Here is a 14,038-nt window from a genome sequence, read left to right on the forward strand (position 1 = left end):
CGTGTTCAAATTTAACCTTTACTATTTGTGTCCATACGATAGGTTTTATATTAGTTTTGAAAAAACGTCAATGGTAGCGCAGTCGAGATTGTTTTTTAAACGTTAAATAAAGTAAAAAGATTTCTATCATTCGTTTTTCTCGACTGCATGACCGCCAAATTCATTTCGAAGTGCAGCAACAACTTTTCCGGAGAAGGTATCCTGCATTTGGGAACGGTAGCGCATCATGATCGAAAGAGCAATAACTGGAGTAGGAACGCCTAAATCTAATGCGGTTTCAAGTGTCCATTTTCCTTCACCAGACGAATGCATGATTCCTTTAATACTGTCTAAATGTGGGTCTTTCGAAAAGGCATTTTCTGTTAATTCCATTAACCAACTGCGAACCACGGAACCATGATTGAATAGTTTGGCCGTTTTTTCGAAATCAATATCAAATTCGGAATGTTCAAAAACCTCAAAACCTTCAGCGATGGATTGCATCATACCATATTCGATACCGTTATGAACCATTTTGGTAAAATGACCACTTCCCGCTGCACCAGTATATAAATGTCCATTTTCAACAGAAATATCCTTGAAAACTTGTGCTACATATTCAAATACTGCTGCGTCTCCGCCAATCATCGTACAAGCACCATTCAAAGCACCCGAAGTTCCTCCCGAAGTTCCACAGTCCAAAAAGTCAATGCCAAGTTCCTTTAGTTGGGAATAGCGACGTTTGGAATCTTTATAGTTTGAATTTCCACCGTCAATGATAATGTCCTTTTTTTCTAAAAAAGGAATCAGGGAAGTGATAACTGCATCCACAATTTCGCCGGCGGGTACCATCAGCCAAATGACTTTTCGATCGTTCAGTTTTTGACATAATTCCTGTACCGAATGTGCGGTGCTAATTCCTTCCTGATCTATTTTTACTACGAAGTCTGTATTGACATCTTGAGCTACTACTTCGTAACCATTTCGTTGTAAGTTAAGGGCAAGGTTGAAGCCCATTTTTCCTAATCCTATAATTCCAATTTGCATTGCTTTTAGTTTTAAATGTAATTTGAAGATGTTTTTGAGTAATCGATCAAAATCTTTTTCAAGTAAAAATATTGGTTTTAATTTTTTAACAAGCGATTTTTTATAAAAATATTTAATCTTTGAAAATACTGTGACTTTATAATGTCAAATCGAGCCCTTCGTCAAAAGCTCAGGACAGGCTATAGTCGAGATTTTTTTTGATATTTTATAGTATAAATAGGGTTTCGACTATAGCCTGTCCTGAGCGAAGTCGAATGGGCTCAACCTGACAATAATCAACAACAAATTTATTCCAGTAAATTAATAGATAAAATGGTATTATACAAATCAATATGTTAATTTAAATTTGTTTCACACATTTATCTATAGTTGAACTTTACCATTAACCAAATATTCTCGATTGTTTGAATCTCCTTTTTTTAAGTTCTCCCATTATTGAGTGCATTAAGAGTGTTTTCTTATCGAAAGCATAAAGAAATTCCTGTTTTTTGGTTTTGAAACATTGAAAATCAATCTGTTTCAATTTTTGTCATGTACTTGGATTAATTTTTTAATTTAAAGAATTCCATATTCTAGGGAAAATCATCTTTAAAAGATAAATATTTAAAACATAAAAGTAAGAAAAATATTATATATATAATTATATCGTGTATTTAGTCGATGATATTTGTAGTTTAAGATGAAAAAATGTAATTTAGAGTAACGAATTAAAACTCATAACGCTCTTAAATAAATTTTCAGAAATTACTTTAAACGCTTGGTTGAAAAAGTTGAGGACACAAGAAATATTTAGGGTATTTAATGCGTAGTTAAAAGAAACAGTTAAAAAAAGTGTATTAAAAAAATAATTAAAAGATGGAAACAGACAATAAGCAAAACGAGGTATTCTTGTTCATAGGTGGATTTTTTGTTGCTGCTGCGAGTTTATCGGTGGCTATTTTAATGTTAATTTTTTTTTGCGAAATTTATGATTTTTCATAATAAGTCGCAAAGAATAAATAAAAACTAATAAACGATACCAACAGGGACTATACATATAGCTGCTTTAAATATTATTTGTAGATCAAAAAATACTTAAATTCAGATTTTGAGATTTTAAAGTAAAATAAATTTCAAATCAGAAGGGGAATATTATAATTACCTTCTCTGTTTTTAAAGAAGAAGTTATTTTGCCTTATTACATGACTAAAAAAAGTTTATACACACGAGAACAGATAGTCGAATAATAACAATTATTAATGATTATAAATCCCATGTTGTACGTTCCCACAAAGTATAATATACATTTTCAATCTTTGTCAGCACATAAGAAATTATTTTAGTACTATAAATAAACGCTCTTTCGGTTCGAGTTCAGAAAGTAAGGTTTGAATATGCAAATAAAACCCCCGCTAAATCTTTTTTAGTGGGGGTTTTTTTGTCCTGTTTGTGAATTGAAGTTGTTTTTTGAAAGTAATACGTATCAGGAACCTTCCAAAAATCCTATATTTGTATAGCTAGAATAACTGAATCGAAGAATGTATTTAAGACGAACTATGAAGCAACCATTAAACAAAAATAACAATATGCGATTATTTCTTAGTTGTTTTCTTTTCTTATCCGTTTTCAATATTTTTTCACAAGAAAAAGTGGCTCCTGAAAATGCACCAAAAGTAAAAATTGATTCACTATATAGAGAAGATCAGTTTTATTTTGGATTAACTTTTAACACATTGCAAAACAAACCTGCGGGTTTATCTCAGAGTAAATTATCAACGGGTTTTTCGGCTGGTTTTCTTAGGGATATGCCTATAAATAAAAATAGAACCATTGCAATAGCATCCGGAATTGGTTTTACTTATAATAATTACAATCAAAATCTTTCGATTTATAAAACGGATCAAACGCCGGTTTATTCGATTATTGATGCCAATACAAGTTTTAGTAAAAACAAATTTTCACAACTATTAGTAGATGTGCCTATTGAGTTCAGATGGAGATCATCAACCTATGAGAGTTATAAGTTTTGGAGAATTTACGGAGGAGTTAAATTGAGTTATTTAATCTATGACAGATCTATTTTCAATGACGCTCAAGGTAAAATAGTTGTTTCGAGCAATAAGGATTTTAATAAATTGCTATACGGTGTTTATATTTCATCAGGTTATAATACAATAAATGTATATGCCTATTATGGTTTGAATTCCCTATTCAAATCCGCAAAAATTGATGGACAGCCCATCGATATGAAATCATTGAATATTGGAATTATTTTCTACATTTTATAGCCATAAATACAACAAAAGCAGCTGCGGTACACTTCCTAAAAGAAAACCAAGAATCAATTCAGAAGGGGTATGGGCTTTCATTTCTAAACGGGATGAAGCCACAAAACCATTCATTAGTATTAGAAGCGTAATCATAAAGCTATTCTGGATTTGATAATGTATACTTAATCCCATAACAAAAACGGTTAAGGAACTTATACCCATCATATGAAGACTGGCTTTTGTCTTAAAAAACGACAATACTAATGCTTGTAAAGTGCTCATCAATGCTCCCAAAAAGAAAAAATGCAATTCGGGATATCGATCCAAAGTGATGCTTTTTCGAACCAATAGAATAAGGAGAAAACAGTGAATTATCAGTGGGATTTTACGTTGTGAGACTTCGGGAACCATGATAGAATCAATTTTTCCCGTTGCACGTAATAGTAAAAAAAGCAGAATGGGAATGATTACTGTAACAATTAAGATTTGGAATAATACGAAAAGTTTTTCCTGATTCACAAAAAAAGAAATGTTGAAAAAAAGGTAAACCAAGGTCGCCATTACCGGTATGAATATCGGATGAAAAATATAAGAGAATATCGGCAGGATTTTTTTCAAGATTTCTAGTGTTGTTTGGACTAACAAATATAACGATTCTGATAAAATAGTTAGGGTAAGTTTATGGTGTTTTTAACTTTTACAATGCTTTAGAATGAGATTTCGTTCGAGTTTTAATAAACAGAAATAGCTATAAATTGTAACGTTTCGAAGTCTTCATTTTGAAAAGAAGTGTTATTTTTGAAGAAGTTTTAGAAAGAAACCAATTAATTGCTGCGCTTACGCAAAAGTGACGCTTCTTTCTTTTCGATTTAAAAATTCGTGTCAATCAGTAAAATCGCCGTCATTCGCGTTGCAAACCAATGAGTCTAAAAATCCAAAATATTATTCCTCAAATTCAGGCTGAATTTGTAGGCAACAACAGTACCGTTTCAATTGATACTATTTCTATCGACAGTCGCTCATTGCAAAATGGTTCGCAAACCTTGTTTTTTGCATTGGTTGGAAGTAATAATGATGCGCACGTTTACATTAAAGATTTAATTGAAAAAGGCGTTCAAAACTTCGTAGTTACCCATATTCCTGAAGGCTGTGAAGCCAAAGCCAATTTTCTGGTTGTCAGAAATACATTGGAAGCCTTGCAGGAATTCGCAGCGTATTATCGCGGTCTTTTTCATTTTCCTATTATCGGGTTGACTGGAAGTAACGGTAAAACGATAGTAAAGGAATGGTTGAACTTTCTCCTGAGTCCGGATTATAATATTATTCGAAGTCCAAAGAGTTATAACTCACAGGTTGGAGTTCCTTTATCAGTGCTGGCAATTAATGAGCAACACAATCTTGGGATTTTTGAAGCAGGGATTTCTACCGGTTCAGAAATGGAAAAACTGAAACCCATTATCAAACCAACGATTGGGATTTTAACGAATATTGGTTCCGCACACGATGAAGGTTTTACGAGTTTAGAAGAAAAAATAAAAGAGAAAATGTTGCTTTTTGAAGATTCAGAAGTGCTTATTTATCAAAAGAATGAAATAGTTGATTCCTTTATTTCTAAAAAAGCAAAAGCATTTACATGGAGTTTTGATTCTAAAGATGCCGATGTTTTTGTTTTTAGTGCAGCAATTAAAAACGACAGTACAACCATTCAATACCGATACAAAGGAGATTCATTCGAATTGACAATTCCGTTTCAGGATAAAGCTTCCATTGAAAATGCAATTTCGTGTTTGATGGTTTTGTTGTATTTTAAATATGAAGGGAAGACGATTCAAAACCGAATGGAATTGTTGTATCCCGTTGAAATGCGCCTGAAAGTTAAAAACGGAATCAATAATTGTAGTATTATTGATGATAGTTACAGTTCCGATTTTCAATCGCTGAAAATCGCCTTGGATTTTCTGGAAAGTCAAAATAAACGTCAAAAGAAGACGCTAATATTATCGGATATTTTTCAAAGCGGTTTGTCCAATGGAGAATTGTATTCCAAAGTTTCCCAATTGATTGTATCGAACAAAATTACCAGAGTTATCGGGATTGGTGAAACCATTTCGTCATTCGAAAATAAATTTACCAACTGTGTTACTTTCAAAAACACGGAAGCATTTATTTCTAGTTTCGACGATTTGAATTTTAGTAATGAAACGATTTTGATTAAAGGAGCACGTACCTTTCATTTTGAAGAAATCGTAGCTTTATTAGAAGAGAAAACACATGAAACCGTTCTTGAAATTAACCTGAATGCCATCAGTCATAACTTAAATTTCTTCAAATCAAAGCTGAAACCTAAAACTAAAATAATGGTGATGGTAAAGGCTTTTGGTTATGGAAGCGGTGGTCTTGAAATAGCCAAGTTGCTGGAACATCACAAAGTGGATTATTTGGGCGTGGCTTTCGCCGATGAAGGAATATCGTTAAAAAATGGCGGAATTCATTTACCAATTATGGTATTGAATCCGGAAACAACCAGTTTTGCTGCGATAATTCAACATCAATTAGAGCCTGAAATTTATAGCTTGAAAGGATTGTGTGCGTTCCTGAAAATCGCGGAACAAAAAAAATTGAAACATTTTCCTATTCATATTAAGCTCGATACCGGAATGCATCGTTTGGGTTTTGAGAACAATACGATTGATGATCTGATTGCTACTTTAAAAGGAAATCAAACGGTTCAAGTAAAAAGTATTTTGTCTCACATGGCCACGAGCGACGATTTAGAACACAAAGATTTTGCACATTCACAAATTGATTTGTTTGAGAATTTATCTTTAAAATTAATGACCGAATTGCAAATAAAACCCATTCGGCATATTTTAAATACTTCGGGAATCAGTAATTATCCGGATTCACAATACGATATGGTTCGCCTAGGAATTGGTCTTTACGGAGTTTCAAATGATCATGAGGAACAGAAATACTTAGAAAACGTTGGGACACTTAAATCAGTGATTTCTCAAATCAGAACTATTTCTGCCGGAGAAAGTGTGGGGTATGGCAGACGGTTTATGGCGGAGAAACCCACAAAAATTGCCACAATTCCTATAGGTTATGCAGATGGTATTTCGAGAGGGTGGGGAAATGGAGTCGGATTTGTAACCATTAAAAATGAAAAAGCAACTATCCTTGGTAGTATTTGCATGGATATGTTAATGGTAGATGTCACTGGAATTGATTGCAAGGAAGGTGATGCGGCAATTATTTTTGGCGAAAGCCCATCGGTGAATTATATTGCCCAAAAGTTAAACACGATACCGTATGAAATTCTTACGAGTATATCGCAACGAGTGAAACGGGTGTTTTATAGAGAGTAATTGATTTTGGATAAACGACTGTTGATTGTATTAAAATTTTGATTAAATTCGTTTAACAAAAATATATTTTTAACCTAAAAAAATTAATTATGGGATTTTTCGGTGATTTTAAAGCCTCTTTAATGAAAGGTGATGTGTTGAGTTTGGCAACTGCAGTAGTTATTGGTGCTGCGTTTGGTAAAATTGTTGGCTCTGCTGTAGATGACGTTATAATGCCAATTGTAGGTTTGCTTACAGGTGGAATTGATTTTACACAAAAATTCATCACGTTAGATGGGAATAGTTATGAAACTTTAGCTGCTGCAAAAGCTGCTGGAGCTGCAGTAATTACTTATGGAAATTTAGTTCAAGCGATTATCAATTTCGTTATTATTGCCTTCTTTATTTTTGTTATTTTAAGAGCTGCTGAAAAAGCCAGAAAGAAAGAAGAAGTTGCACCTGCTGCTCCAGCTGGACCTACACAGGAAGAATTGCTTACTCAAATTAGAGATTTATTAAAAAAATAATACCGCTATACTATAATATTCTAATTTATCCTGAATTCATTTCAGGACTAAACCGTTTCTTAATTGAGGCGGTTTTTCTTTTTGTTTAAAATAAACAGAACAATGGATTATATAGTTTAAATAAATTAAGCGCAGATTCAAATATTTTAAAATTAATTTGATTGCTTGAAAGCTTTTAATAATTCGTTTGTTAAATTTATAACATTTTGTTATTTTTTGTGAACACGCTTGTTTTGATTTGAATATTACTTACTTTTGCCATTCAAATTTAGTACTCAATAATAAAAATATACTATGAGAATAGCAGTTGTAGGCGCTACTGGAATGGTTGGCGAAGTAATGTTAAAAGTATTGGCAGAAAGAAATTTCCCTGTAACAGAATTAATCCCGGTTGCTTCTGAAAGATCAGTGGGAAAAGAAATAGAATACAACGGTAAAAAATATAAAGTGGTTGGTATGCAAACTGCTGTGGACATGAAAGCGGATATAGCTTTGTTTTCTGCAGGAGGAGATACTTCACTGGAATGGGCTCCAAAATTTGCAGCAGCAGGAACAACGGTTATCGATAATTCATCGGCTTGGAGAATGGATCCAACCAAAAAATTAATCGTTCCTGAAATCAATGCTGAGGAATTGACCGCAGCAGATAAAATTATTGCAAATCCAAACTGTTCTACCATTCAAATGGTATTGGTTTTGGCACCATTGCATAGAAAATACAACATCAAACGTGTTATTGTTTCTACTTACCAATCGATTACCGGAACAGGTGTAAAAGCAGTTCAGCAATTAGAAAATGAATACGCAGGAGTTCAAGGTGAAATGGCTTACAAATATCCAATTCACAGAAATGCGATTCCACAATGCGATTCTTTTGAAGATAATGGCTATACCAAAGAAGAAATGAAATTGGTTCGTGAAACCAAAAAAATATTAAGTGATAATTCTATTGCAGTTACGGCTACTGCTGTTCGTGTGCCAATTGTTGGCGGACATAGCGAAGCGGTGAATGTGGAATTCACCAATGATTTTGATTTAAGTGAAGTACGAAATATTTTGCGTCATACCGATGGTGTGGTGGTTCAGGATAATAACGACACTTATACATACCCAATGCCAATGTATGCGCAAGGAAAAGATGATGTTTTTGTAGGTAGAATTCGTCGTGACGAAAGCCAGGAAAATACATTGAATATGTGGATTGTTGCTGATAATCTTAGAAAAGGAGCAGCGACAAACACGATACAAATTGCCGAATATTTGATTGCAGCTAAATTGGTGTAACCTAAAATTAGATTTTGATGTAGAAAGGCACTGCAGTGCCTCTCTACCTATTTATAAAAAACTACAACGCTAAAAGTTGTAGTTTTTTGTTTTAAATAGGGGTTACATTTTTATGTTTTCTTACCTTTGTGGCGAATGAAAAAGAAACAGCTCATAATTAATCTTTTCTTTGCGATTGCACTGTTGTTCTCCATAGTGTTTCAATCGTTTCACGGGTATGAGCATCTGGAAAAGAAACTTTCAGAAAAGGTCTGTTATCACAAACACGATTCTAATAAGGCAGAATTAACCCATCAACATAGAGGTTTTGACCATTGTTTGCTTTGTGAATTCACTTCCAGCAGTTACATTTCTCCAAAAAAATTCTCGTATCAATTATACTCCAGTCACAAAGAAATTCCTTATTTTCTTACTGACAAGGAAACGATTATTTCGTTTTCAGGAAGTTTATATTCTCATCGCGGACCACCGGTAAATAGTTAGGTTGAATTTATTTCAGCACTTATCATTTCTATTTTATTTACTAAATAATTCCAGTCTCGACTCCCTCTCCTTCTTACTCCCCTCCTTCGGAGGGGCGGGGGGAGGAAAGAGGGTTCAGGTGAGGAACAATACAATCATTTTCAATGAAAAAATTTATTATAGCCCTATTTTTGGGATTTTCGGCGATGCTTCATGCGCAAAATTCAATATCGGGAACCGTAACCGATATGAAAAGTCAGCCTATAAAAGGCGTTTCGGTATATGCATCAGAATTGCATAAAGGAACAACAACGGATGAGAACGGAAAATATGCATTGACCAATCTCCCTAATGGAAAACTAAAACTCACCTTTACATTCATAGGATTTGGAACACAGAATAAAACCATAACCAGTTTACAAAAAGAAAATACACTAGATGTAATCCTCGAAGAAACAATATTTGAGATGGATGAAGTGATTGTTTCTACCGCTTTCAATAAAATACAATCGCAAAATGTGATGAAAGTAGAACACGAAAGCATCAAAAATATGCAACGAAAAGGAACCGCAACTTTGATAGAAGGACTGGCCACCATCCCAGGTGTTTCGCAGGTTTCTACAGGAACTTCCATTGGGAAACCAGTAATTCGTGGACTGAGCGGGAATCGTGTTTTGGTGTATTCACAAGGTGTTCGCATAGAAAATCAGCAGTTTGGAGACGAACACGGTTTGGGATTAAATGACTCGGGAATAGAAAGTGTTGAGGTGATTAAAGGACCGGCTTCTTTGTTGTATGGTTCGGATGCTTTGGGTGGCGTTTTGTATTTTAATCCCGAAAAATTTGCTGACGCCAGTACATTCAAAACTAATTTCAGCCAAAAATATTTCTCGAATACGCTGGGAAGTAATTCCTCTTTGGGATTGAAAACATCTACTGATAACTGGAAATTTCTCGCTCGTGGAAGTTACAATATCCATTCCGATTATAAAATTGCCGATGGCGAACGAGTAACCAATACGCGTTACAATGAAACTGATTTCAAAACAGGGATTGGCTACAGCAATGCCAAGTTCTCAAGTGTGTTGCGTTACAATTACAATGACTTGGATTTAGGAATTCCGGAAGATGGCGTTGCGGAACAAACCACTAGTAAGAAAACAGGATTTCCAAAACAAGGCGTTTTTAATCATCTGTTGAGTTTGAACAACGTTTTCTTTTTCCAGAAATCAAAACTGGATGTCGATTTGGGTTATGTTGCCAATGATCGAAGTGAATTTGAAGATAGTGATGTTGCGGTTTTGCACATGAAACTAAAAACATTCAATTATGATGCAAAATACCATTTGCCAATAATAGGGGAAGTGGAAACTATTTTTGGAATTCAGGGAATGCACCAAACCAACACCAACTCAGGTGAAGAATATTTAATTCCGGATGCGACTACAAATGATTTTGGTTTTTTTGGAACCGCTAATTACGAGTGGAAAACGAATGTACTCCAAGCCGGTTTGCGTTTTGATAATAGAAAAATCACTACTGAAGCCTATGGTATTCCCGGTGAAGAAGGTTCGTTTGAAGCTATCGACAAATCATATGACAGTTTTAATGCTTCGTTAGGATACAAAACGAATCTGGCCGATGATTTGACTTTGCGACTGAATCTCGCTTCCGGTTTTAGAGCGCCAAACCTGGCCGAATTAACGTCCAATGGTGTTCACGAAGGAACAAATCGCTATGAAGTAGGAAACAGTGATTTGGAAACCGAGCAAAACGTACAAACTGATTTGAATTTAGAATACAGAACTGATCATTTTGAGTTTTTTGTCAATGGATTTTACAATCACGTCAACAATTATATTTATACATCGCCAACGGGTATTGTGATTGATGAAAATGCTGTGTTTGATTACATTCAGAACGATGCCAAATTGTACGGGGGCGAAATAGGACTGCATTTACATCCACATCCTTTGGATTGGTTGCATTATGAAACCAGTTTTGAAAACGTAACCGGTAAGAAACAAAACGGAGATTATTTGCCGTTAATTCCGGCTAACAATTGGAATAACACCATTAGAACGGAGTTCAAAATCAAAAATTGGCTTGAAGATGGTTTTGCCACTTTGAATGTTTCCACGACTTTCAATCAGAATAATGTGAGTGGTTTTGAAACGGAATCCAATGGGTATTCGTTAGTGAATCTGGGTTTTGGAGGAAAGGTAAAACTGGGGAAAATCGCTTTTGATATCAACCTGAACGGGAATAATGTTTTAGACAAAAGATACATCGCGCACCTTTCTCGCTTGAAAACTGATAGAATTCCTAACATAGGAAGAAACGTGGTTTTGGGTGTGAATTTTAATTTGTAATTCATTTGCTTCAGCAAAAAAACAAAAAGGCTATTCGAAAAGAGTAGCGTTTTTTGGATTTAACTTAAATGGACTTATATTTCTTACATGGTTTGTGTTTCTCAACATATAAGAGATATAAGTCCATTTAAGGATTGATTTTATTATTTGAATTATGTCTACAATGCGGACATAATTGGCTTTTACTTAGATGAACTTATATTTCTTACATGGTTTGTGTTTTTCAACATATAAGGGATATAAGTCCATTTAAGAATTGATTTTTAATTTGCGACATTCACAGAACTGTAATAAAAAAGGCATTCGTGCGACTAACTCTTTTTAAGAATTCCTTTCATAAGGAAAACTAACTATTTGTCTATTTTTGTAACAACCTAAATCAGAATTTAATGAAAAAAACCTTTTTAATAATGGCAGTTTCAACTACAATAGCATCTTTTGGTCAAAACCAAAATCCCATAAAATATCCAACTACGAATAAAGGAGAAACAGTTGATGTGTATTTCGATACTAAACTTGCCGATCCGTACCGCTGGCTCGAAGACGACAAATCTGCTGAAACCGGTGCTTGGGTAAAAGCCCAAAACAAAGTGACCTATGATTATTTAGCCCAAATTCCGTTTCGTGATGTGTTAAAAGCAAGAATGGAAAAACTGTGGAATTATGAGAAAATAGGTGCGCCTTTCAAAGAAGGAAATTATACGTATTACTACAAAAATAATGGATTGCAAAACCAATCCGTGTTGTACAGAAAAGACGTGAAAGGAACAGAAACTGTTTTCTTGGATCCCAATACTTTTTCTAAAGACGGAACTACTTCCCTTGGTGGATTGGATTTCTCTAAAGACGGTTCTAAAGTGGCGTATGCCATTTCAGAAGGCGGCAGCGACTGGAGAAAAGTCATTATCATGGATGCCATCACCCAAAAAATTATAGAAGACACCCTTGTTGATGTGAAATTCAGCGGTGTATCTTGGAGAGGAAACGAAGGATTCTATTATTCCAGTTATGACAAACCAAAAGGAAGCGAATTATCGGCAAAGACAGACCAACATAAATTGTATTATCACACGTTAGGAACCCCACAAAAGCAAGATAAAATTATCTTTGGCGCAGACCAAAAACGGCGCTATGTAGGCGGACATGTTACTGAGGACAATCATTATTTGGTCATTACAGCATCGACTTCTACTTATGGAAATGAATTGTACATCAAAGATTTGACAAAATCCAACAGTCCTATTGTGACCATTGTAGATAATTTTAAGAGTGATAGCAATATTATTGATAACGAAGGCGGAAAATTATTCATAGAAACCGACTTAAATGCGCCCAACAAACGCATCGTTACTGTGGACGTCAACAATCCGAAACCGGAAAACTGGAAAGATTTTATTCCCGAAACTGAGAATGTTTTGTCTCCATCCACAGGCGGCGGATATTTCTTTGCGAATTACATGAAAGATGCCGTTTCGGTGGTGAAACAATACGATTATTCTGGAAAATTGGTTCGTGAAATTCAATTGCCGGGTGTAGGAACTGCAGGCGGTTTTAGCGGAAAGAAAAAAGAAAAAATACTCTATTATTCGTTCACTAATTACATCACTCCGGGTTCTATCTATTCGTTTGAACCAAAATCGGGAACTTCAGCCGTATATGAAAAACCAAAAGTAGATTTCAACAGCGAAGAATATGAGTCGAAACAAGTGTTTTACACTTCCAAAGACGGAACCAAAATCCCAATGATTATCACCCATAAAAAAGGATTAAAACTCGACGGTACAAACCCAACGATGCTCTATGGTTATGGTGGATTTAATGTGAGTTTGACACCAAGTTTCAGTATTGCCAATGCCGTTTGGATGGAAAACGGCGGCATTTTTGCCGTGCCCAACTTACGTGGCGGTGGCGAATACGGGAAAAAATGGCACGATGCGGGAACCAAAATGCAAAAACAAAATGTATTTGATGATTTCATCGCAGCGGCAGAATATCTGATTGCTCAAAAATATACTTCCTCTGAATTTCTTGCCATCCGTGGCGGGTCAAACGGTGGATTGTTGGTGGGTGCCACTATGAACCAACGTCCGGAGTTGATGAAAGTTGCTCTGCCGGCCGTAGGCGTGATGGACATGTTGCGCTATCATACTTTTACCTCAGGTGCAGGTTGGGCGTATGATTACGGAACGGCACAAGACAGTAAGGAAATGTTTGACTATATTAAAGGCTATTCTCCTGTACACAACATAAAAAAAGGAATACAATATCCGGCTACGATGATTACCACTGGCGATCACGACGATAGAGTAGTGCCGGCGCATAGTTTCAAATTTGCTGCCGAATTGCAAGAAAAACAAACTGGAATAAACCCAACCCTAATCCGAATTGACATCAATGCAGGTCACGGTGCAGGAAAATCCGTGGCGGCAACCATTCAGGAAAATGTAGATATCCAAGCATTTACTTTGTACAATATGGGTGTAAACGTATTGCAAAAGTTAAATAATTAAGACCTATTCTAATTTTTTTTTAGGAGCTATTCCCGCTTTCCGGCTTTATCTTTTTTGAGGCGAAGAAAAATCGCCTCAAAAAAGGATATCGCCTGTAATCGGGGCTAACCCAATGGAAAGATTTGGTGTTTTCTGAAAAATTTTGACGTTTGTCCAGCAATAGTTTTTTTAAACCTCTAGGATGAAAAAATTATATGACTATCCGTAATGCGGACTAAAATCATTTCGAATACAATTTTCGTCGTTTGTACATTTATAAAG

At 35.0% G+C, this 14,038-nt stretch carries 9 protein-coding genes; 7 read left to right on the top strand and 2 right to left on the bottom strand.

The genetic code is table 11. The features are described 5' to 3' along the window. Positions 1-126 precede the first annotated feature (126 nt). Complete coding sequence (gene gnd, locus FNW38_RS16440) at positions 127-1,026, bottom strand: phosphogluconate dehydrogenase (NAD(+)-dependent, decarboxylating) (protein WP_143387598.1); 900 nt, start codon at positions 1,024-1,026, stop codon at positions 127-129. Positions 1,027-2,591: 1,565 nt separating this feature from the next. On the opposite strand from gnd, the gene FNW38_RS16445 reads away from it, so the two are divergent. Continuing rightward, positions 2,592-3,293 (top strand): porin family protein, encoded by a 702-nt coding sequence (locus tag FNW38_RS16445; protein WP_185963162.1) that lies wholly within the window; start codon positions 2,592-2,594, stop codon positions 3,291-3,293. Here the strand turns inward: FNW38_RS16445 and FNW38_RS16450 are convergent. Then, the gene (locus FNW38_RS16450) at positions 3,288-3,686 is read right to left on the bottom strand and encodes a phosphatase PAP2 family protein (RefSeq protein WP_235890227.1); all 399 of its coding nucleotides are present in this window, start codon (positions 3,684-3,686) and stop codon (positions 3,288-3,290) included. The two genes, FNW38_RS16445 and FNW38_RS16450, sit on opposite strands and share 6 nt — an antisense overlap. Before the next feature lie 509 nt (positions 3,687-4,195). On the opposite strand from FNW38_RS16450, the gene FNW38_RS16455 reads away from it, so the two are divergent. The 6 genes from FNW38_RS16455 to FNW38_RS16480 all read left to right on the top strand — a co-directional run bounded on the left by FNW38_RS16455 (position 4,196) and on the right by FNW38_RS16480 (position 13,777). Continuing rightward, a complete protein-coding gene (locus FNW38_RS16455; protein WP_143387595.1) occupies positions 4,196-6,643 on the top strand; it encodes a bifunctional UDP-N-acetylmuramoyl-tripeptide:D-alanyl-D-alanine ligase/alanine racemase in 2,448 nt (815 codons plus the stop codon). 89 nt (positions 6,644-6,732) lie between these two features. Beyond that, complete coding sequence (mscL, locus tag FNW38_RS16460) at positions 6,733-7,149, top strand: large conductance mechanosensitive channel protein MscL (protein ID WP_143387594.1); 417 nt, start codon at positions 6,733-6,735, stop codon at positions 7,147-7,149. 294 nt (positions 7,150-7,443) lie between these two features. Next, positions 7,444-8,433, top strand: a complete 990-nt coding sequence (locus FNW38_RS16465; protein WP_143387593.1) for an aspartate-semialdehyde dehydrogenase — start codon at positions 7,444-7,446, stop codon at positions 8,431-8,433. Positions 8,434-8,568: 135 nt separating this feature from the next. Further along, entirely contained in the window at positions 8,569-8,916 is a 348-nt protein-coding gene (locus tag FNW38_RS16470; protein ID WP_143387592.1) for a hypothetical protein, read from the top strand. A gap of 143 nt (positions 8,917-9,059) precedes the next feature. Next, the gene (locus FNW38_RS16475; protein WP_143387591.1) at positions 9,060-11,267 is read left to right on the top strand and encodes a TonB-dependent receptor; all 2,208 of its coding nucleotides are present in this window, start codon (positions 9,060-9,062) and stop codon (positions 11,265-11,267) included. A 389-nt stretch (positions 11,268-11,656) separates the two neighbouring features. Then, positions 11,657-13,777 (top strand): prolyl oligopeptidase family serine peptidase, encoded by a 2,121-nt coding sequence (locus tag FNW38_RS16480; protein WP_143387590.1) that lies wholly within the window; start codon positions 11,657-11,659, stop codon positions 13,775-13,777. Positions 13,778-14,038 lie beyond the last annotated feature (261 nt).

It is taken from the genome of Flavobacterium gawalongense (assembly GCF_007097265.1).
Taxonomy (GTDB): Bacteria; Bacteroidota; Bacteroidia; order Flavobacteriales; family Flavobacteriaceae; genus Flavobacterium; species Flavobacterium gawalongense.